Below are 21,206 nucleotides of genomic sequence, written 5' to 3' on the forward strand. Positions count from 1 at the left end.
AAAGGAGAAACGAGCGTGGCCCGTATTGCTGGCGTCAACATCCCGACGAACAAGCGCGTTGTCATCGCGCTGCAGTACATTCACGGCATCGGCGCTGCCAAGGCGAAGGATATCATCGAAAAGGTGAATATCGCGCCCGAACGCCGCGTCAACGAGCTGTCTGATGCCGAAGTGATCCAGATCCGTGAAACCATCGACCGCGATTTCCTGGTCGAAGGCGATCTGCGTCGCGAGACTGCGATGAACATCAAGCGGCTGATGGACCTGGGTTGCTACCGCGGCCTGCGTCATCGCCGTGGCCTGCCGGTGCGCGGTCAGCGCACCCACACGAATGCCCGTACCCGCAAGGGTCCGGCAAAGCCGATTGCCGGCAAGAAGAAGTAAGCCGGTTTGATCGGTTCCTTCATCCCTCTGGGATGAGGACAAGATCTGCAAACTGCGCCGTAAAGGCCGTGTTCCGATGGGGCACGGCTTTTCCGGCATCCGGTGTAGCCGCTGGGAAAACGGCGGCGACGAGATCGTTTGAAAGGTAACTAAATGGCGAAAGAACCCGGCCGCGTACGCCGCCGTGAGCGCAAGAACATCACTTCTGGTGTTGCGCATGTGAATTCCACGTTCAACAACACGCTCATCACGATCACCGATGCGCAGGGAAATGCGATTTCCTGGTCGTCGGCCGGCATGATGGGTTTCAAGGGCTCGCGTAAGTCCACTCCCTACGCCGCACAGATGGCTGCCGAAGATGCCGCCAAGAAGGCGCAGGAACACGGCATGCGCACCCTTGAGGTCGAGGTTCGCGGTCCCGGTTCGGGGCGTGAGTCCGCTCTGCGCGCGCTGCAGGCCGCCGGGTTCACCATCACGTCCATCCGCGACGTGACTCCGATCCCGCACAATGGCTGCCGTCCGCCGAAGCGTCGCCGCGTCTAGCAGCGGATCGCTACCATTCGCCAGGTGAGGGGGTCGATGTTCCCTTGCCGTCCGATTCCTCTCTTTCAGGCCAGGTATAGCCGGACCTCGTGAGCCGGCGGGAAAGCCGAAGGGATATAAACGTGACTATTCAGAAGAACTGGCAAGAGCTGATCAAGCCGACGAAGCTCGACATCAAGCCGGGTAACGATCCGCGCCGCGTGGCAACGGTCGTTGCGGAGCCGCTGGAACGCGGTTTCGGCCTGACGCTGGGCAATGCCCTGCGCCGCGTGCTGCTGTCCTCTCTGCAGGGCGCCGCCGTGACCGCAGTGCAGATCGACGGTGTGCTGCACGAGTTCTCGTCCATCCCGGGCGTGCGTGAGGACGTGACTGATATCGTCCTCAACATCAAGGAAATCGCCCTGAAGATGCAGGGCGAGGGACCGAAGCGCATGGTCCTGCGCAAGCAGGGGCCGGGCACCGTTACCGCCGGTGACATCCAGACCGTGGGTGATATCGAGATCCTCAACCCCGAGCATCCGCTTTGCACGCTCGACGAGGGGACCGAAATCCGCATGGAGTTCACCGTCGATACGGGCAAGGGCTATGTCGCAGCCGACCGCAACCGTCCGGAAGATGCTCCGATCGGCCTCATCGCCGTCGACAGCCTCTATTCTCCGGTGCGCAAGGTTTCCTACAAGGTCGAGAACACCCGTGAGGGCCAGGTTCTGGACTATGACAAGGTGACCCTGACGGTCGAGACAGACGGTTCGATCAAGCCGGAAGATGCGGTGGCTTTCGCGGCGCGCATCCTTCAAGACCAGCTCTCCATCTTCGTGACATTCGAAGAGCCGGAGAAGGTGGTGACCGAAGAGGCCGTGCCGGAGCTGGCGTTCAACCCGGCGCTGCTCAAGAAGGTCGACGAGCTCGAACTTTCGGTGCGTTCTGCCAACTGCCTGAAGAACGACAACATCGTTTATATCGGTGACCTCATTCAGAAGACCGAAGCGGAAATGCTCCGCACGCCGAACTTCGGCCGCAAGTCGCTGAACGAGATCAAGGAAGTGCTGGCTCAGATGGGCCTCCATCTCGGTATGGAAGTTCCCAATTGGCCGCCGGAGAACATCGAAGAACTCGCCAAGCGCTACGAAGAGCATCACTATTGATGCGCGCGTAGCGCTTCCAGAACCTTTATCGCGCGGCGGTTTCAGGCCGCCAAGGAAGTTAAGAAGGAGAGGGCCATGCGCCACGGTAAGTCCGGTCGCAAGCTCAACCGTACCGCGAGCCACCGCAAGGCGATGTTCGCCAACATGGCAGCCTCGCTGATCAAGCACGAGCAGATCGTCACCACCCTGCCCAAGGCCAAGGAGCTGAAGCCCATCGTGGACAAGCTCGTCACCCTCGGCAAGCGCGGCGACCTGCATGCCCGTCGTCAGGCCATTTCGCAGATCCGCGACGTGGCGACGGTGGCCAAGCTGTTCGATACGCTCGGCGAGCGCTACAAGGAGCGCAACGGCGGTTACACCCGCGTGCTCAAGGCGGGTTTCCGCTATGGCGACAATGCACCGATGGCCGTGATCGAACTGGTCGATCGCGATCCGGCTGCAAAGGGTTCGGAAGACCGTGCCCGCGCTGAGGCCGAAGAGGCCGCCGGTGAGGAAGTGGCTGCGTAAGCCACGATCTTGCGGGGCGTCGGCTCTCGCGCCGACCATCGGGTCGGTGCCGGGAAAAGGCGCTGCGGCACCTGTTTGCAGGTGTGCGAATCTTGGGAAAAGCGGTCCTTCGGGGCCGCTTTTTTCGTTTCGGGGCACAGGCTGCGTAGCGGAAATGGGAAATAGGGACGTTCAGGTCTGGCGCTGGCGCCAGTTGTGCGGACAGGTCCGCAGCGGGAACACAAGGTATTGTCTGCGAAGTCAAATATAGCGCCGCAACGGTAGTATAGCTTAGGTATTTTTTAGGAAGTGCATGTGAGCATCTCCCCCAACGGTTACGTCGTTTTTATACATACAGCTGGGGGCTTTGATGGCTGAGGGTGAGGAGACTGCGGGAAAGTCCGCGGGTTTCAGGTTTGGCTTTGTGTCGCGTTTGTCGACGCGTTTGCCGCTTTTCGTGAGCGGCCTGGCTCTGGTTTCGTGCATCACCGTGGGGGTGCTTGGCTATTTGAACGGCCGCGATGGGCTGGTGAGTTCGGCGGAAAGCGAGTTGCGCATTCTCGCGGTTGCGCGGTCGGATGCGCTCTCCATCAAGCTTGCTGGCGCGCGTTCCGATCTAAACAACCTGGTGAACAGCGCGAATGCCGCGATCGTTCTCAACGAAATGAACCAGGCGTTGATCACCATCGAACAGGATCGCGCCGAACTCGAAGCGTATTATCAGTCGTCAGAAAGCCCTGACGAGCGTGCCGAGCTGACCGGTGATCAGAACAAGACCATGTATTCATGGCGCCACACCGGCGTCCACGGAACCTTCCTGACTTCGTGGAAGCAGGCGGGTTATGGTGACATCTATGTGCTGAACATGGATGGCCGGGTCGTCTACTCGGTGACGAAGTCTGCCGACTTCCTGGAAACCGTTGGGGGACCGGTCCTGGCAGACACGGGTCTTGAAAAGGCGTTTGAGGCAGCCAAGAAGCTGGATAACGGCGAGCAGGCATTTGTCGACTTTTCCAACTATGCGCCGGTTGGCAGGATGCCATCCATGTTCATTGCGCAGCCGGTCTATCTGAGTGACTACAATTCGACCGCGATGCGCGGCGTCATGGTCATTCGGGTCGGGGTGAACTTGCTCAACAGCGTTCTGGCCAGCCGCGAATCGCTCGGGCGTACCGGTCAGTCATTCCTCGTCGGGGCGGATGGAAAGGTGCGGTCGGACAAGCCGCTTTCCGCCGAGGCGACGGCTCTCAAGGAGACCGAGATAGACCCGGTCATCGCCGGAGCTGCCAATGGACAGGAAGGCTTCGGCATGGCCCAGAAGCCGAATGGGGATGGGGTCTATGTGGCCGCGGTGCCGCTGCGCTTCATGGATGCGAACTGGAGTGTGGTCGCCGAACGCACCACAGAGGAAACGTTGGCGCCCGTGGTGGAAATGCGCAACTCCATGATCTACGGCACGCTTATCGTGCTGGTGGTGGTCACGATCCTGGGCACGCTTTACTCCTACTCGATCACCCGCGCCCTGACGAACCTGGTGGCCGCGCTGCGCAAGATCGCCGGAGGCGAACTCGATACGGAGATCAAGGCCGCCAAGCGGCGGGATGAGATCGGCCAGATCGGTCGTGCGGTGTTGCAGATCCAGGAAAACGCGGTGCACGAGCAGGAGCGCAAGGCGGCCGAGGATGCGGCGGAACAGGAAACGCGGGCCAAGCAGCGCGCGGAGTTCGTCGCCGCGCTTGCCGCGGACTTTGAGGCGTCGGTGGGAGAGGTCGTCCAGCGTGTCTATGCCGCTTCCAACGAGTTGCGGCAGTCGGCGGAAAGCATGGCGCAGATTGCCGGGTCGACCGGCGAGCGTTCGGAGAGCGTTTCCAAGGCTTCGGAAGCCGCGCGCGAGGAAGTGCAGACCATTGCCGGGTCGTCCGATGAACTGTTCAAGTCGATCCAGGAAATCTCCTCGCTGATCACGCGGTCCTCCTCGATTGCCCATATGGCGAACGAGCGGGCCTCGACCACGGACGAGACGGTGCGCTCTCTGGCGGAGGCCGCCGATCGTATTGGCGAGGTGATCCGGCTCATCTCCGACATTGCCGACCAGACGAACCTTCTGGCGCTCAACGCGACCATCGAGGCCGCGCGCGCCGGGGAGGCGGGCAAGGGCTTTGCGGTCGTTGCTTCGGAAGTGAAGGAACTGGCCGGGCAAACCGCGAAGGCGACGGGCGAGATTGGCCAGCAGATCGACGCAATCCGCTCTGCGACCAAAGATGCCGTCGAGGCGATTTCCGAAATCCGCACCACGATTGGCGAGATCTCGGAATCGGTCGGCTCCGTGGCCTCTGCGGTGGAAGAACAGAGCACGGCGACGCAGGGCATCGTGGACAACACCCAACGCGCAGCCGACGGCACGGCCTCGATGTCGCGTGACATCGAAGAGGTCCGCCTCTCGTCTCAGCATACGGGGTCGGCTGCGGAGCAGGTTGTGGGTGCTGCCGGGCATCTGACGGAACAAGCCAGCACGCTCGATCAGCAGGTGCGGGACTTCCTGAAACAGATCCGCGCGGCCTGATCTTCAAGGAACACTCTGATCTGAGAAAGACGGGGGCGGCGTCGGATGACGCCGCCCTTTTTTCTTCTGCGGGAAAGGGGACGCGGGATCTCTGCTTCCAGACATCCGCGAACGGTTGCGCACGATATGTCCGGCCAGCAAGGGCAATCGTTCCAGCTTCAGATCATCCCTTGGCGAAGAGCGCGCTGGCCCACCTTCTTGTCATTGAGCCGGTCGCGAGATTACTGCGCGGCTTCCAGCTTGTCCTGCGTACGGGTCTCGAAATCGGAGGCATCGTGGCGCTCGCGCAATTGCTTGGCGGGGTCACCCGACGCGCGGTTGACCATGCGGCCGCGCTGGACGGCGGGACGCTCAAGGATCTTGTCGGCCCAGCGCAGGACATTCGTGTAGCTGGCCGCATCGAGGAAGCGGGCGGAATCATCGTAAAGCCAGCCCTTCACCAGGCCGCCATACCAGGGGAAGATCGCGATATCGGCGATGGTGTAGTCATCGCCCGCGATGAACGGATGGTCGGCCAACTGGCGGTCCAGAACATCGAGCTGGCGCTTGGTCTCCATCGTGAAGCGGTTGATCGGGTATTCGAACTTCTCCGGGGCATAGGCATAGAAATGTCCGAAGCCACCGCCGAGATAGGGCGCGCTGCCCATCTGCCAGAAGAGCCAGTTGAGGCATTCGGCCCGCTTTGCCGGGTCATCTGTCGGCACGAAGGCCCCGAATTTCTCCGCCAGATAGAGAAGGATGGAACCGGATTCAAAAACACGGATCGGTTCCGCGCCGCTTCTGTCCATGAGTGCCGGGATCTTGGAATTCGGGTTCACATCGACAAAGCCCGAGCCGAACTGGTCGCCATCGCCGATATTGATGAACCAGGCATCGTATTCCGCGCCCGTGTGGCCTGCCGCGAGCAGTTCTTCCAGCAGGATGGTGACCTTCTGGCCGTTCGGGGTGGCCAGGGAATAGAGCTGCAAGGGGTGCTTGCCGATAGGCAGTTCCTTGTCGTGGGTCGGGCCCGCAATCGGCCTGTTGATGGACGCGAATTTCCCCCCGCTCGGTGCTTCCCAGGTCCAGACCTCGGGTGGCGTGTAGGGTTTGGAATCGGTCATTGCGTGGGTCTCCGCTCATTCTTGATGAAACTGTCCGTGGCCCTTGTCGGCCAACATTCCCGGTAAACATGCAGTCGATGCCCGGAATGGCAAGGGGGGAGCGCGGTCACTGTGTTGCGAGCGCGATGTCATTCGCCAAATTGAAGCTTGTGTTGACAGCTTGCGCCAGGCCACTAGACCCTTGTGACCAAGCGGGGGAGCAATGAGCGGTACGACATCAGGTGGGGGCAGATCGGCGGCAAAGGCCGCTTCGGCAGGGAGCGTCGATCTCCTGGGCGTGTTCATGTGCCTTCTGGCGGCCATCGCCTGGGGGACGACCGGAACGGCGGCGACTTTCGCCCCAGATGTGCCCGCGGTCGCGATTGGCGCTGCCGCAATGGGCTTTGGAGGTCTCCTGCAGGCCTCTCGCGCGCTCTCCGGCATCCGGACCAATCGTGGCGCGCTTTGGCGCCACCGGGGGCTCCTGATAAGCGGGGCGCTTGCAGTCGCGATCTATCCGCTGGCCTTCTATGCCTCCATGCGGCTTGCGGGCGTCACCATCGGCACGGTGATCTCTCTCGGCTCCGCACCGCTTCTCTCCGCGTTGATCGAGAACCGGCTTGACGGCGCGCGGCTGACATTGCGCTGGACCTCGGGGGCGGCCATCGGCGTGACGGGCATCATCCTGCTGAGCCTCGGCGAGGGCGCGCATGCCGGCGTCGCTTCGGGTGACAACGTGGTTATGGGAACGGTTCTGGGGCTCGTGGCGGGCGGCACCTATGCGCTTTATTCGTGGACCACGCGCGGGATGATGCAGGCGGGTCTTTCCTCGCGCATCGCGATGGGGGCGACCTTCGGCATTGGCGGGGTGCTACTGATGCCGGTGCTTTTCGCCACCGGCGCGCCGTTTCTCATGAGCGCGGGCAATCTGGCGGTCGGGGCCTATATGGCGCTGGTGCCGATGTTTCTGGGCTATATCGCTTTCGGTCAGGCGCTTTCGCGTATCTCAGCAAGCCTCGCCACGACGATCACGCTGTTTGAACCGGTCGTGGCGGCGCTTCTGGCGGTGGTGATCGTGGGGGAACGGCTGCCGATTTCGGGATGGACAGGCGTTGCGCTGATCGTTGCCTGTCTTATTTGGACGACGGCCCCACTGCCCAGGCGGCGGGGGAGAGGCCGGCTGTCTTGAGTGGTTGGTGCGGCGATTGTCACGCCTGTAAACGCCCCTTCAGGTGACGCTCGGCTTGAAAGCGATCTGCGCCTTTGCAAAGCTGATAGCCTCTCCACGGCACATGGCTGCGGGATCATACTCCTGCGGTGCGTTTGCCCTCCTCCACAAAAAGATCCTTTCCATGCCCGACGATACTCATCTCGATCCTTCTGGCTCGCTCATTGAGCGGCTGGACCTGTCTCCCTTGGGAACCGGACCGCTCGACGGTCTGACGTTCACGGTCAAAGACAATATCGATCTGGCGGGATATCGGACCTCCTATGGCAGCCCGTCCTGGAGAGATGCCCATACGGCGCCGGTGCATAATGCGCTTTGCGTCGATCAGCTTCTCGCTGCAGGGGCGCGCTGTGTGGGCAAGGCGGTCGCCGACGAGTTCACCTACAGCCTCGATGGCGAGAACCCGTTTTTCGGCACGCCGCGCAATGCAAAGGCGCCGGAGAGAGTTCCCGGTGGATCTTCCAGTGGTTCCGCGGCTTCCGTGGCGAACGGTCTGGCCGATTTTTCCATCGGCACGGATTCGGGCGGCTCGATACGGGTGCCGGCCAGCCTGTGCGGTATCTGGGGCATGCGTCCGTCCTTGCACCGGATTTCGGAAGCGGGTGTGCTCCCTTTCATGCCGGGGGTGAGTACGGTCGGGATCCTGAGTGCCGAGTTCGGTGTTCTTGACGCGGCAGCGCGGGTGCTGCTGCGCAGTGGGACAAAGCCTGTTGCGTCTGTCAAACGGCTGCTGCTGCTCACCGATATGCTTGAGGTGGCGGACGCGGAGGTGGCGGATCAGGCGCAGGCTGCTCTGGAGAAGGTCACCGAAAATTGCGGCCTCGTGCCGGAGCCTGTTCGCTTTGCGCAGCTCATTGGCGAAGATCTGCCCCTGAGCTACTGCAACTTTGAGGCATTGCGCGATCTTCAGACCGCCGAATTCCAGAGCATTCTGGGAAACTGGATTGAGACCGCGCACCCCGAACTCGGTTTCACCTTTTCGATGGCTTACGGCAATGTGAAGCAATTCGACCGGATCGCCGCGCTTGAGAGCCTGACCCGGTGCGAGCGGCTTTTCGAGAAGATCAATGCCGGTCTGCCTGAGGGAACGGTGGTGTGTTTTCCCACCGCGCCCGTGATCGCGCCGTTGAAAGGGTCTTTGAACACTCTGGAGGCGGTGGCGGACTTCTACGACCGGACAATGATCATGACCGCGTTTTCGGGTGTGGGCCGTTTGCCGGAGATTTCCGCCCCCCTGTTGACGGTTGATGGCTGCCCCGTTGGGCTTTCCTTCGCCGCGGCGCATTATCAGGACGAGTTCTTGCTGAGGGCGGTCAACGAGATGCTGAAGGCCTGATTTTCAACGGGGTTCATGCGGTCTGGATGGATGTTGGCGGTGAGGGAAACGGGGTCTGCGCATCCCGAGGGCGGGGGCTGCAACCTTAAATTTCCTTCATGATCGCTCTCTGCCATACCGTGACTCACTTCGATCGCTTAGTCTTGTCATCGAAATGACCAGAACCGCGCGGTTCTCTTGCAAGCGGTTCTCTTGCAAGAAGAACACCGCGCGGAACGAGAACATCGGGATCAGCACAATGCGCTCTAGTCTCTCTCTCCCGCTGGCGCGGACCTTCGCTGCCTTCGGGCTCTCCCTCTCGCTTCTTGTCGCCGGGCCCCTCGCACCTGCCGCCCATGCCGAAACGGCGGTTCCCCAGTCCGCTGCGCAGATCAAGCTCTCCTTCGCGCCCATCGTGAAGAAGGTCGCGCCTGCGGTCGTCAACGTCTATGCGAGCCGGGTCGTGGCCCAGCGGCGCATGTCGCCCTTTTTCAACGATCCGTTCTTCCGCCGTTTCTTCGGTGATCAGGGCGATTTCGGTCAGCCGCGCCAGCGTGTGCAGCGCTCTCTGGGCTCAGGCGTGATCATTTCATCCGACGGCATCATCATCACCAATCATCACGTCATCAAGGATGCCGACGAGGTTCGGGTGGCCCTGTCGGACCGGCGCGAGTTCGATTGCGACATCGTTTTGAAGGACGAGCGCACGGATCTGGCCGTGCTCAAGATCAAGGATGGCTCCGGCGACTTCCCCCACATTGCCTTCGGCGACAGCGATCAGCTTGCGGTGGGCGATATCGTGCTGGCGCTGGGCAATCCCTTCGGTGTCGGCCAGACGGTTACACAGGGCATCGTATCCGCCGTGGCGCGCACCCATGTTGGCGTTTCCGACTACCAGTTCTTCATCCAGACTGACGCCTCCATCAATCCCGGCAATTCCGGCGGTGCGCTGGTCGACATGGCGGGCAATCTGGTGGGCATCAATTCCGCCATCTATTCGCGTTCCGGCGGTTCCAACGGCATCGGCTTCGCCATTCCCGTCAACATGGTCAAGCTCATCGCGGACGCGGCAGAGCATGGCGGAACGGTGCGCCGCCCCTGGGTTGGCGCGTCGCTTCAGGCGGTCACTGCCGATATCGCGGAAGGGATGGGGCTCGACAGGCCGCGCGGCGTTCTGGTGACGCGGGTCGCCAAGGGCTCGCCTGCGGAGCGCGCCAATCTGCGCGTTGGCGATCTTGTTCTGGCGGTTGATGGGGTGCCGGTCGAAGACCCCAACGCTTTCGGGTATCGACTGGCGACCAAGAGGCTGGGCACCCGGTCTGAACTCACGGTTCTGTCCGATGGCCGCGAGGTCAAACTCGACATCGCGCTGGAAGCCGCGCCGGAGACCGTTCCGCGCGATACCCGCGAAATCGGCGGGCGCTCGCCGTTTACCGGCGCGACAGTTGCAAACCTCTCGCCCGCGGTGGCGGAGGAATTGGCGATGTCCTCCGATGAGGAGGGGGTTGTCGTGGTCGATATCGCGCCGGGCTCGCCTGCCGAGCGTGTTGGCCTGCGGCCAGGCGATGTCATTCTGACGATCAACCAGGAAGAGGTGGCGAGCACACGCGAGCTTGCCTCCCTTTCGCGCTCGCGCCCGAATGTGTGGCGGGTGGAAGTCAGCCGCGAAGGGCGCGTCTTGCGCTTTGCCGTCAGGGGCTGAGGCCGATTTGAATCACCGGAAAGGGCGTGGCCGTGTGTCACGCCCTTTTTGCTTTCCACAAGGTGTGTTGTCGGCGGGGCCGTGCGCGGCCTATATCCTTGGACGAAGAACAAGGAACGACCCCTGATGAGCGACCTCTTCGCAGTCTCCGGACCGGCCAGCAATGCGCCGCGCCCGCTTGCCGACCGCTTGCGCCCGGAAACACTGAGCGAGGTGGTGGGGCAAGACCATATTGTCGGACCGGAGGGGGCACTGACCCGCATGCTTCGCTCCGGGTCGCTCGGGTCCCTCATCTTCTGGGGCCCTCCGGGAACCGGCAAGACGACGGTTGCCCGGTTGCTGGCCAATGAGACCGATCTCGCCTTTGAGCAGATCTCGGCGATCTTTTCCGGCGTGGCGGATTTGAAGAAGGTGTTCGAGACCGCCCGCATGCGGCGCATGTCCGGGCGCAGCACGCTTTTGTTCGTTGACGAGATCCATCGGTTCAACCGCGCCCAGCAGGACAGCTTTCTGCCTGTGATGGAGGATGGCACCGTCACGCTGGTGGGGGCGACGACCGAAAATCCCTCCTTCCAGCTCAACGCGGCGCTTCTTTCGCGTGCCCATGTGATGAACTTCAAGTCGCTGGAGCCGTCCGGCGTGGAAAAGCTGCTGGCGCGGGCGGAAGAACTTGAAGGCCGCGCGCTGCCGCTCGATGACGAGGCGCGTGACATTCTGATCCGCATGGCGGATGGCGACGGACGCGCCTCGCTGACCTTGGCTGAGGACGTGTGGCGCGCGGCGCGTGAGGGCGAGATCTTCGATGCGCAAATGCTGCAGGAGATCGTCCAGCGGCGGGCCCCCGTTTACGACAAGTCCGCCGACGGGCACTACAACCTCGCCTCCGCCCTTCAGAAATCGATCCGCGGATCGGATCCCGACGCAGCGCTTTACTATCTGGCGCGGATGCTCGATGCGGGGGAAGACCCGCTTTTCATCGGGCGGCGGCTGGTGCGTATGGCGACCGAAGAGGTCGGGATGGCCGATCCTCAGGCGCTGGTGGTGGCGGTGGCCGGGCTGGAGCATTACAAGATCATTGGCTCACCGGAGGGCGAGCATGGGCTTGTTCAGGCCTGCCTCTATATCGCCTGCGCGCCGAAATCGAACGCGATGTATGTGGCCTACAAGAACGCGATGGCAGCCGCTAAGGAACATGGCTCGCTCCCGCCGCCGCGCCATATCCTCAACGCGCCGACCAAGCTCATGAAGGATATGGGCTATAACGACGGTTATGCCTACGATCACGACTACCCGGACGCCTTTTCCGGGCAGAACTTCTTCCCGGAGAAAATGGGCCGCCGGACCTTCTACGAGCCGGTGGAGCGCGGGTTTGAGCGTGAGGTGCGAAAGCGCCTCGACTATTGGTCGAAGCTGCGCCACGAGCGAAACGGCAAACCCTGACTTCGCCGGTCAGCGGCTCAGCGTCACCCTGCGAGCGCGCGCACCAGCCACAGCGCGGCGAAGAGCGCGACGATGGATATGATCACCGTAATGGCGGCATAGCCTGCAGCCAGTTCCATCTGGCCGCGTTCCCACAGCGTGGCGAAATCCAGCGAAAACGACGAGAAGGTGGTGAACCCGCCGAGCATGCCGGTGGCGATGAGCAGGCGCAGCCCTTGCGAAGAGCCGTCCATGCGCGACAGCGTGGCGATGAGCAGGCCCATCAGGAAGGAGCCCAGCACGTTGACGGTGAGCGTTCCATAGGGAAAGCCGGTGCCGAAATGGCGCATCATCAGAAGGCTGACGAGATGACGGCCCGCCGCGCCAATGCCGCCGCCGAGTGCGACGATGAGAACGTTTTTCATGCCTAGAGTGCCTGTGGTGCCTACTGTGCCGCCTGTTCGGCCTTGTCCGACTTGCGGCCCATGCGCTCGAAACCGCGAACGGCCTCGTCATATTTCGGATCGATGGTGCCCATAAGCCGGTCCCAGAAGGAAAAGAAGTTGGCGAAGTTGTATTTGAAGCGCGAATGGTGCTGGTCGTGGAAGGTGACGCAGACCATGGGGGAGGGCGCGCGCGCGGCAGGGCTTGCCCAGAACTCGAAACCGGAATGGCCGATTGTCCCGTTGAAGTGGTCATAAACCCGGTGGACGATCAGCACGGCGGCTGGAATGGGAAGCACCAGCGGCGCCCACAGGTAGTAGCACTGCATCACGAAGGCATCGACGAGATCGTCATTATAGGTGCTCCAGACGGTCGGCGCGACGGAGCGGTGGTGTTCGGCGTGGAAGCGGTACATCAGCTTCGTGTGCATGAAGCGGTGCATCCAGTAGAACCATGCGTCGAACGCCAGAATTGAGACGAGGAACATGACCGGCACCGACCACCAGGAAAGCTCCAGCGCGGCGAACAGCGTCAGCCCGCGATATTGCAGGTAGAGCCCGCCAGCCATGCAGCCGGTGGTGACCAGCAGCGAGATCACGCTCTGGCGGATTTCCTTCTTCATTCGCTTCTCACCGCGCCGATTGGGCTGGATGCGGCGTTCGGGAAAGTGGTTCTGGATGGCGACCAGAACCCAGCCGGTGGCGAAATAGAGGAAGAGATTGATCGCGTAGACGGCGGCCCACCAGGGCAGGAAGCCGAGCGCCAGATCTCCGGCTGCTGACAGGGTCTCACCCAACGTTCTTGCCTCCCATGTCGGCATTGGAAGGTTTGTTGCCCACAGGCGTCTCTTCGAAGGTTTTCACCATGTCGTCATAGCGCGGATCGACGGTGCCCATCATGCGGTCCCAGAGCGAGAAGAAGTTGCCGAAATTGTAGTGAAAGCGGGAATGATGCAGGTCGTGAAAGCTCGTGCAGATGAAGGGCCAGGGCCAGCGCGAGGTGGGTGAGGCAAAATACTCAAAGCCCGCATGGCCGATCATGCCGGAAATCTGATCGAAGAGCCGCTGGGCGAAAAGCGCGACAGCCGGGATCGGCAACACGAACCAGATCACCAGATAATAGCCGTGTTCGATGAGCGTATCGACGGTGGTGGAGGAATCGTTGCTCCACGGTGTGGGGGCCAGCGAGGCATGGTGCGGGGCGTGGAAACGGTAGAAGGCGGGCAGGTGCAACAGCCGGTGGCCCCAGTAGAACCAGGCGTCGTAGAGCACCATGGAGACGGCGAACATGAGCGGTACCGACCACCAGGTCGCGTCCAGCGGTGCGAGGGTCCAACCGTTGATCTGGGCAAAGAAACCGGTCGTCAAAAGCCCGCAGGAGGTCGCCAGCGCCTTCATGGAGGAGTGGATTTCGCGCCGTATGCGATGGCGGCCGTCGCGGGTTGGCTGGATGCGGCGCTGGGGATAGCGCCGGTTCACCCATGTCAGCGCGAGGCCGGTGGTGAAATAGATGATCAGCGTCACGGCATAGATGGCGGCGAAGAGCAGCGCGTATTCGACGACCAGCCGCAGGCCGGAAACGACATAGATCACTGGATTTTTCCCGAAATTTCTTGGGCAGCCGGAGCGGCGATATTCAATCAGTGCCCGACATCTGGCGCAGCCGCAACGCTCCAAAGTTAAATCACGAGATCACGTTATGCAAATCATCGTGTGTTTCAGGGCTTGAGGCGGGGCCGTCTCTTTCGGCCCGGTTGTCGTCTTTGCCGGCTGCGGAGCGGCGGGGATGTTGCGGTTTCGATGCGGCGTCGGGAGATGACGTTCGGGGCGCGCGTGCATCGTGAAACGCATCCTCGATGAGAGCCCGTATGTCCGAAATCAGATGGGGATCTGTTCGCAGGTGCTCCGCTTCTTCCTCCAAAATGGCCTCGAAAATACCGCGGCGCAGCGCTTGCGTATCGAGATTGGCGGGTTTGCGGTCCCCCACCGCTCCAATGACGGTGGACAGCAACTTGTCGGCCGCGTTGAGGCGGCCCCACAGATAATCGTGCTCACGCCATGCTCGATTGAAAAACGCGCCGAACAATGACAGCGAAGCCCCTTTCAGCTTGGTACCTGTCTCGCTCAGTGCGCCCGGATCGGCCGCGGAAATCCGGTCGACAAGAACCTCGTTTACTTCCGTGATTTCCTGTCTCTGCATGACGGGAAAGGTGATCAGGTCATAGAAGGCAAAACCGATATAGGCGCCGGAAAAGCGACGGCGCAGGCGCGGGGCGATGAAGGCGTGGTCCACCGCGCTGACGATATCGTCATGCAACAGGTCCAGCTCGTCCAGCGACATGACCTCGGCCAGGTGATCGAGAAAGGTCTTCGTCGCTTTCAGGTTGTCGGCCGGGGAGGCCACCAGAAGATGGGCCGCACGGCGGACCTCTGCGTCATAGGCGGAAGGGCGCCAGTATTGCGACAGGTGCTCGATCTGGGCGTATAGCGTCCCCTTGAGATCGTCGAGCTGTTCGGAGGTGCCCTCGAAGCTGCTCAGATCCGGCAGGGTGTAAAGGGTGTTCAACCGGCGGATGACGAAACGCAGGCGGCGAATCCGGTAATCGACGTCGAGCCCGCGCAGAAAATTGGTCAGCGGCAGGGGGACGGCCGGGCTGCCGCCCTTGTCACCCGGTGCTTCCTCCAGGGCGTGAAGGTAATCGGTGATGCGCTCATTGAGCGTCCGCTCGACGGCAGGGGCTCCTCCATCCGCGATAAGACCGGCGATGAAGCCAGCGAGGCGCTCTCCAAGGGCGGCCATCTTCAGCTTCAGATAAGGCATGTGCATGAAGCCGGCTTGCTGGTGAGCGGCCTCATTCGCTTGACGACGACAGGCGCGCACACGCCGGGCGGTCAGAGAGCCATCGGCTTCGCGTTCGAGGATCCTCTCAACCTCGCGTTCCACGAGCGGTTCGCTTGCCGCGATCAGGTCGCTCAGGTGGCGGGCCTTGCGGTTGCCCTCCTCGATGCCGGCCAGGTCGTCTCCGATGGGTTCGTTTCGCGGAATATGGGCAAGCGAGGCGAGGATAATGCGGAAGAAGCCCGGCACGCTTTCCCTGTCGGCGTGACGCCGCGCGGTTTCCGGCACGGGGTCCACATAAATCAGCCGCCGGGCGACCTCGCGCATGGCCGGGCGATCGCGGATCGCCTCGATGACCGGGGCGAAGGGCTTGTTCATGACGACGGAGCCGTCCACGAAAACCGGGGGGACGGGGGCTTCAGGATCGACGCCCAGTGTCTTGCGCAGGAAATGGTCGCGCTCCGGCCATGGCTCGCCACGCTCTTCAAGCAGCGCGTCCATCTCCGCGATCGTGGCGGGAGGAAAGGCGCCGGGAAACGAGGCGGTGGCGCGCGCGGCGAAAACCACGTCGGCCACGTTTCGGCGGCCCAGATTGCTCTCGATGCGCGTGGCGCGGGCCTGTGCGGAGAAATGCAGGATGCGACGGTGCTCGGTCTCTTCCAGCGTCGCCGTGCTGCCCAGCAAAACCTTGCGGCGCTCGCCGTGATAGTCTGTCAGCGTCACGAAGAGATCGAGCCGCTGGCCGCGCGGTAGAAGCGTGGCCCTGTCGCACCAGTTTTCGTCCATCCGGGCGCAGGCATCCAGCATCCAGCTCGCAAAACGCTCCCCGGAAAAGGGCGGTGTGAACCAGCGTGACTGCACGAAGGCGCGGAGCTTTTCTCGGGTCTCCTCGTCATCGATCTGGCTTTTCAGGGCCTTTCCCACAAGACGGTCGATCACGGGAGATACCGTGCGCTTGAAATAACGCGACAGGCCGTCTTGCGGTTTTGCCAGCCGCGTGACATCGGCGTTTTCCAGCCACATGGCCCGATGATCGGTAAGCGGCAGATCATGGGCGAGCGCGCGCGCCAGCATGATGGCGTTGACGCCGCCTGCGGAAGCGCCGGACAGGGCATCAACCACGACGCGGACTTCGACTGTCTCGGCCAGGTCATCGAAAACCCGTTGCCACGCGGCTTCCACGGGGGAGGCGCCATCGCTGGCAGCGCACAGGATCGCGGGGTCTTCGTCCTCACGGGAGCCGGGGGCTTGGGTGAAGCGGGACAGGCGGTGCATGTTGGAGGCACGCACCATTGCCAGCACCTCGCGCGAGACACCGTGCATGTAGACCGCCAGCGACACGCCCCCATAGAGCACGAGCGCCAACCGCAGTTCGATCTCCTTCATGAAAGCTCTTCCTGCTTTCTGTGGCGACGCGTTCTTTGCTTGGCCGTCCGACCCTGCGTCTTTGATAAACCGCTCTTTGAACATGCTCTTGCCGATGTCCTGACGCAAGGAGTGCAAGGAGGATGCGCCCAAATCCATTTTATGTTGGTAAAGGGTCGCGAAGCTGTGATGTCCCGGTGAATACGTATCGCCTATGTTCATCTGCAAGAGCGTTGATGCGCGTCAGGGAGGTGATGGAATGACAGGAACTGCGATTGGCAGGCGCGGGCTGCTTGTGGGCGGGGCTGCGGTTCTTCTGGCAGGTGGGTCCTATGGCATCCTGCGGGCAGGAGACACCCGGCAGGGTACGTTCGAGATCACCTACAGCGAGGCGGAATGGCGCAAGCGTCTGACGCCGGAACAGTTTGCCGTGCTTCGCCAGGAAGAGACCGAACGGCCCTTCACCAGTCCTCTCAACGACGAAAAGCGCGAGGGCTTTTTCCATTGTGCGGGGTGCGATCTGGCGTTGTTCTCCTCGGCAGACAAGTTCGAAAGCGGCACCGGCTGGCCGAGTTTCACCCGGACCCTGCCCGATGCGGTGGGCTATCGCACGGATCACAAGCTGATCTTTGCGCGCACCGAGGAGCATTGCGCGCGCTGTGGCGGTCATCTCGGTCACGTCTTCGATGACGGCCCGCCGCCCACCGGCAAGCGGCACTGTATCAACGGGCTGGCGCTTGTCTTCAGACCTGCCTGAGACCGGGCTTGCGGCATCTGACAGGCTGTAAGGAGCTTTCGGTCCGTTTTGCCCGCGAATTGTGATGGGGAGGAATGGCCTTTATCGGCGTTGGCGGCTATAAGGCGCGAGATTTCAACGCCAGCGAAAGCACTTTCAAGATGAGCGGCATCGAAACCCGCACCGTGAAGCCCGACGAGGCCGGCATGCGCCTCGACCGTTGGTTCAAGAGCCATTTCCCCGGACTGGGCTTCGGCCAGCTTCAGAAGCTGGTGCGCACGGGCCAGGTGCGCGTGGATGGCGGTCGGGTCAAGACCGACACCCGTATGGCGTCCGGCCAGAAGGTCCGCATTCCGCCGCTGGGCGTGGACCCCAAGCGGATCGAAAAGCAGGCGCCGAAAAAGGTGTCCGACAATGACCGCGCGGCCATCGAGGCGATGATCCTCTATGAGGACAAGGACCTGATGGTGCTGAACAAGCCCGCTGGATTGGCAGTTCAGGGCGGCTCGGGCACCAAGCGGCATATCGACGGCATGCTTGAGGCGTTCACCAACAAGTCCGGCGACAAGCCGCGTCTGGTGCACCGGCTCGACAAGGATACGGCGGGATGTCTGGTCGTGGCGCGCTCGCGCAAGTCCGCGCAGGCGCTCACCAAGGCATTCCGGGCACGGTCTGCGCGCAAGGTCTACTGGGCGCTGGTGAAGGGCGTTCCGAAGCCGCGTCAGGGCAAGATCTCCACCTATCTGGCGCGCGAGGAGCACAGCGAGAAGATGGCGATCGTGCGCCATGGCGACGACGACGCCCAGCACGCGATGACCTATTACTCGGTGGTCGACAACGCGGGCCAGAACCTTGCCTGGCTGAGCATGAAGCCGGTCACGGGCCGCACCCACCAGCTTCGCGCCCACGCCGCCCATATCGGGCATCCGATCATCGGCGATCCGAAATATTTCGAGATCGAGAACTGGGAACTTCCGGGCGGGATGCAGAACAAGCTGCACCTCCTGGCCCGGCGCATCATCATTCCGCACCCCACGCGCTCGGGGAAGCTTGATGTGACCGCGCCGCTGCCGCCGCATATGCAGCAGTCGTGGAACCTGCTCGGTTTCGACACCTCCGATTACGATCCGATGGAGGACGAAGAGGAGGTGTGAGCTGCGACGCGCTGCAATCTCTCAGCGCGTCAGCGACCATCCGACGATCACGATGGACACGAGGAAGCCGCCAGCGACCAGTTTCCACGCGTCACGGCGATGCTTGAGACCCGGCCAGCCGAGCGGCCGGATTATCTGGATCAGCGCGACAAGCACGAAAAATACGGCAATGGCTTTTGTCACGAAATCCCGCCTGGCTGAAGTGAACCCTTTGGAGTGTGAGCTTTAGGCGGCAGGTGTGCCCCTGTCCAGTCACCCCTGTCTAGTCTCCCGTGTCCGGCCTTCGGTTTTGCGGCAACAGAGGCCCGGAAAAGGCGACTTTGCGCTGCGATTGGCCGCGCTGGTCGGGTCCGCAGGCTGGAACAGCCGGACTTGACCCGCCGGTCAAAAGTCGCCACATCGGACACTCTCCATCACCCGCCCGTCAGGCCCTTTGAAGCGTCAGGCTCATGTATCTCATTCTTTTCGATTGCGACGGCACACTCGTCGATAGCCAGGACACGATCGTTTCCGGCATGGAAACAGCCTTTGCAGCCGTCGGGCTGGAGGCGCCGTCGCGCGCCGATTGCCTCGGTATTGTCGGTCTGTCGCTGGAGATCGCCATCGCGCGGCTCGCCGGGCCCGATCATCAGCATCTGGTGGCGGAGATGTCGGAAGCTTACCGGATCTCCAAGGTCGCCGAACGCAAGGCTGGCGGCGGGCAGGATCCGCTCTATCCGGGCGCACGCGCGGCAATCGATGCGCTTCATGCGCGTGAGGATGTGCTTTTGGGGATTGCAACCGGCAAGGCCTATCGCGGGGTGGCTCACATGGTCGACGTCCACGCGTTGGATGGGCGCTTCATCACGGTGCAGACCGCGGACCGCGCTCCCTCGAAGCCGCATCCCGGCATGATCCTGCAGGCGATGGCGGAAACGGGGGCGGCCCCGGAGCGCACCGTGATGATCGGCGATACGAGCTTTGATATGGAGATGGCGCGCAATGCGGGGGTGATGGGGCTTGGCGTCTCGTGGGGCTACCATGCCCGGCCACAGCTGCTTCAGTCGGGCGCCGCCACCATTCTCGACGATTTTGCCGAACTGGTGCCGGAACTCGGTCGCCGTTTCGGCTGGGCTTCGGAGGCATTTGCATGACGCGTCAGGATGTTGAGAACTCCGATCCCATGCGCAAGGCGCAGGAACTCATGCGTCCGGCGCTGCCCAAGCGCTTCTACAAGGATGTGAGCGTTGAGGCGCGCGAAGAGGGGCATGTGGTGCTGCTCGACGGGCGCACCGTCAAGACGCCGGGCAAGCTGACCCTTGCCTTGCCGCTTGCCGAACTGGCAGAGGCGGTGGCCGAAGAATGGCGCGCGCAGGTGGAGGTGATCGATCCGGGCGTCATGCACATGACGCGGATCGTCAATTCCGGTATTGAGGCGGTTCCGGCCAAACATCAAGAGGTCGCCGACGTGGTTGCCGCCTATGCGGGCACGGATCTTCTGTGCTACCGCGCCGATGGGCCGGAGCGGCTGGTCGAACGGCAGGCCGAGATATGGGGTCCGGTCCATGCGTGGGCGGAGAAAACGCTCGGCACAAGGCTGGTTCTGGCGCAGGGCGTCATGCCCGTAGAGCAGCCTGCCGAGACCCTTGCCGCGATCCGCGAGGCGGTCAGACGGTTCACGTCACTGGAGCTTGCGGCTCTGCATACGGTGACGACGCTGACGGGCTCGGTCTTGCTGGCGCTGGCGCTTGCGGCTGGTGAGATTGATGCTGAGCGCACATGGGCGGCGGCCCATGTGGATGAGGACTGGAACGCGGAATTGTGGGGGCAGGACGCGGAAGCGATGCGTCTTCGCGAAACCAAGCAGGCGGAGTTCGAGGCCGCGGCAAAGGTGCTTGCGCTGCTGTCCGCCTGATACGGGATCCCCTAGTCTAAAAAGACAAAAGGCGCAGGGCCATCGGCCTCTGCGCCTTTTGTTTATCCGCGTGTCGTTGGCGCTTATACGTCGAAGGGGGGTAACTGCGAGAAGGCATCGCGCAGGGCATCCGACCACGATTGCGAGAGATCGCGGAAATAGGCGTCATCCGGCTCGATGCGGGTCTGACGGCTGACCTCCAGCGTTCCGGTGTTGTAGAGCAGCATGTCGATGGGCATGCCCACGGAGAGGTTGGAGCGCAATGTGGAATCGAAGGAAATCAGCACCAGCTTTGCCGCATCGCCAAGCGTCATGTCCGCCCTCGTGACCCTATCGAGGATCGGCTTTCCGTATTTGTGCTCGCCGATCTGCAGGAAGGGCGTGTCTTCGGTGGCCTCGATGAAATTGCCCGCGGCATAGATCTGGAAGAGCCGCGGCGGCTCGTTGCCGATCTGCCCCCCCAGAAGGAAGGACACGCCGAAATTCTCGCTGTTGGCGGCGAGCGCTTCGCCGTCGATGGCCTTCACGTCGCGCACCGCCTGGCCGACCACGCGCGCGACCTGGAACATGGTGGTCGCGTTCATGATCGTCGGCTGGGTCAGGGTCTCGTCGTGGGAGCGTTCCTGCAGCAGCGAAATGACGGATTGGGTAACCGCAAGGTTGCCCGCCGCGCACAGGGCAATGACGCGATCGCCCTTCTTTTCGAAGATGTGAAGCTTGCGAAAGGTGGCGATATTGTCGAGCCCCGCATTGGTGCGGGTATCGGCTGCGAATACCAGACCACGGTCAAGCCGCAAGGCGACGCAATAGGTCATTTCCAGTCCTCAAAACGCCGACCTCAACCGTCCTGCTCGCCCTTGACGGGTGCGGGTGTCCGGCAGCGTCAGTTGTCCAAACATCTGTCGGGA

At 62.3% G+C, this 21,206-nt stretch carries 20 protein-coding genes; 13 read left to right on the plus strand and 7 right to left on the minus strand.

The genetic code is table 11. From position 1 onward, the window contains the following. The first annotated feature begins 15 nt into the window (after positions 1–15). The 5 genes from rpsM to ABGM93_RS01850 all read left to right on the plus strand — a co-directional run bounded on the left by rpsM (position 16) and on the right by ABGM93_RS01850 (position 5,121). Positions 16–384, plus strand: coding sequence for a 30S ribosomal protein S13 (gene rpsM / locus ABGM93_RS01830; protein WP_319773177.1), 369 nt, complete (start codon positions 16–18; stop codon positions 382–384). A 153-nt stretch (positions 385–537) separates the two neighbouring features. Beyond that, complete coding sequence (gene rpsK, locus ABGM93_RS01835) at positions 538–927, plus strand: 30S ribosomal protein S11 (protein WP_319773178.1); 390 nt, start codon at positions 538–540, stop codon at positions 925–927. Between the two features lie 122 nt (positions 928–1,049). Then, positions 1,050–2,072 carry a DNA-directed RNA polymerase subunit alpha gene (locus ABGM93_RS01840; RefSeq protein ID WP_321502945.1) on the plus strand — a complete coding sequence of 341 codons (1,023 nt, stop codon included), beginning with the start codon at positions 1,050–1,052 and terminating at the stop codon, positions 2,070–2,072. 75 nt (positions 2,073–2,147) lie between these two features. Further along, a complete protein-coding gene (gene rplQ / locus ABGM93_RS01845; RefSeq protein ID WP_321502948.1) occupies positions 2,148–2,579 on the plus strand; it encodes a 50S ribosomal protein L17 in 432 nt (143 codons plus the stop codon). Positions 2,580–2,928: 349 nt separating this feature from the next. Then, on the plus strand, positions 2,929–5,121 hold the full coding sequence (locus ABGM93_RS01850; RefSeq protein WP_321502951.1) for a methyl-accepting chemotaxis protein: 2,193 nt from the start codon (positions 2,929–2,931) through the stop codon (positions 5,119–5,121). Positions 5,122–5,342: 221 nt separating this feature from the next. On the opposite strand, the gene yghU is transcribed toward ABGM93_RS01850, so the two are convergent. Continuing rightward, positions 5,343–6,224 carry a glutathione-dependent disulfide-bond oxidoreductase gene (yghU, locus tag ABGM93_RS01855; RefSeq protein ID WP_321502953.1) on the minus strand — a complete coding sequence of 294 codons (882 nt, stop codon included), beginning with the start codon at positions 6,222–6,224 and terminating at the stop codon, positions 5,343–5,345. 202 nt (positions 6,225–6,426) lie between these two features. On the opposite strand from yghU, the gene ABGM93_RS01860 reads away from it, so the two are divergent. From ABGM93_RS01860 to ABGM93_RS01875, 4 genes are all read left to right on the plus strand, one after another. Further along, on the plus strand, positions 6,427–7,392 hold the full coding sequence (locus tag ABGM93_RS01860) for an EamA family transporter (RefSeq protein ID WP_321502956.1): 966 nt from the start codon (positions 6,427–6,429) through the stop codon (positions 7,390–7,392). 163 nt (positions 7,393–7,555) lie between these two features. Next, a complete protein-coding gene (locus tag ABGM93_RS01865) occupies positions 7,556–8,767 on the plus strand; it encodes an amidase family protein (protein WP_321502958.1) in 1,212 nt (403 codons plus the stop codon). 238 nt (positions 8,768–9,005) lie between these two features. Then, entirely contained in the window at positions 9,006–10,448 is a 1,443-nt protein-coding gene (locus ABGM93_RS01870) for a DegQ family serine endoprotease (RefSeq protein ID WP_319773185.1), read from the plus strand. 126 nt (positions 10,449–10,574) lie between these two features. Next, positions 10,575–11,888, plus strand: coding sequence for a replication-associated recombination protein A (locus ABGM93_RS01875; RefSeq protein WP_321502961.1), 1,314 nt, complete (start codon positions 10,575–10,577; stop codon positions 11,886–11,888). Positions 11,889–11,911: 23 nt separating this feature from the next. On the opposite strand, the gene crcB is transcribed toward ABGM93_RS01875, so the two are convergent. The 4 genes from crcB to ABGM93_RS01895 all read right to left on the minus strand — a co-directional run bounded on the left by crcB (position 11,912) and on the right by ABGM93_RS01895 (position 16,535). Next, positions 11,912–12,292 (minus strand): fluoride efflux transporter CrcB, encoded by a 381-nt coding sequence (gene crcB / locus ABGM93_RS01880; protein ID WP_321502963.1) that lies wholly within the window; start codon positions 12,290–12,292, stop codon positions 11,912–11,914. 20 nt (positions 12,293–12,312) lie between these two features. Next, the gene (locus ABGM93_RS01885; protein WP_321502965.1) at positions 12,313–13,107 is read right to left on the minus strand and encodes a sterol desaturase family protein; all 795 of its coding nucleotides are present in this window, start codon (positions 13,105–13,107) and stop codon (positions 12,313–12,315) included. Continuing rightward, on the minus strand, positions 13,100–13,903 hold the full coding sequence (locus ABGM93_RS01890; RefSeq protein ID WP_321502968.1) for a sterol desaturase family protein: 804 nt from the start codon (positions 13,901–13,903) through the stop codon (positions 13,100–13,102). Before ABGM93_RS01890 ends, ABGM93_RS01885 begins: the two co-directional genes overlap by 8 nt. Positions 13,904–13,994: 91 nt before the next feature. Next, a complete protein-coding gene (locus ABGM93_RS01895; RefSeq protein WP_321502970.1) occupies positions 13,995–16,535 on the minus strand; it encodes a patatin-like protein in 2,541 nt (846 codons plus the stop codon). A gap of 238 nt (positions 16,536–16,773) precedes the next feature. On the opposite strand from ABGM93_RS01895, the gene msrB reads away from it, so the two are divergent. Together msrB and ABGM93_RS01905 are read left to right on the plus strand one after the other, a co-directional pair. Then, positions 16,774–17,271 (plus strand): peptide-methionine (R)-S-oxide reductase MsrB, encoded by a 498-nt coding sequence (gene msrB, locus ABGM93_RS01900; RefSeq protein WP_321502972.1) that lies wholly within the window; start codon positions 16,774–16,776, stop codon positions 17,269–17,271. 140 nt (positions 17,272–17,411) lie between these two features. Further along, the gene (locus ABGM93_RS01905) at positions 17,412–18,404 is read left to right on the plus strand and encodes an RluA family pseudouridine synthase (RefSeq protein WP_321505691.1); all 993 of its coding nucleotides are present in this window, start codon (positions 17,412–17,414) and stop codon (positions 18,402–18,404) included. 21 nt (positions 18,405–18,425) lie between these two features. On the opposite strand, the gene ABGM93_RS01910 is transcribed toward ABGM93_RS01905, so the two are convergent. Then, positions 18,426–18,587 (minus strand): hypothetical protein, encoded by a 162-nt coding sequence (locus ABGM93_RS01910; RefSeq protein WP_319773192.1) that lies wholly within the window; start codon positions 18,585–18,587, stop codon positions 18,426–18,428. A 266-nt stretch (positions 18,588–18,853) separates the two neighbouring features. Here ABGM93_RS01910 and ABGM93_RS01915 point away from each other — a divergent pair, with 266 nt between their 5' ends. Both ABGM93_RS01915 and ABGM93_RS01920 read left to right on the plus strand, forming a co-directional pair. After that, a complete protein-coding gene (locus tag ABGM93_RS01915; RefSeq protein WP_321502975.1) occupies positions 18,854–19,537 on the plus strand; it encodes an HAD-IA family hydrolase in 684 nt (227 codons plus the stop codon). Then, positions 19,534–20,298, plus strand: coding sequence for an ATP12 family protein (locus ABGM93_RS01920; RefSeq protein WP_321502977.1), 765 nt, complete (start codon positions 19,534–19,536; stop codon positions 20,296–20,298). Before ABGM93_RS01915 ends, ABGM93_RS01920 begins: the two co-directional genes overlap by 4 nt. A gap of 83 nt (positions 20,299–20,381) precedes the next feature. Here ABGM93_RS01920 and ABGM93_RS01925 read toward each other — a convergent pair whose 3' ends face one another. After that, complete coding sequence (locus ABGM93_RS01925) at positions 20,382–21,113, minus strand: proteasome-type protease (protein WP_319773195.1); 732 nt, start codon at positions 21,111–21,113, stop codon at positions 20,382–20,384. Positions 21,114–21,206: the final 93 nt, after the last annotated feature.

This window comes from Breoghania sp. (assembly GCF_963674635.1).
Taxonomy (GTDB): domain Bacteria; phylum Pseudomonadota; class Alphaproteobacteria; order Rhizobiales; family Stappiaceae; genus Breoghania.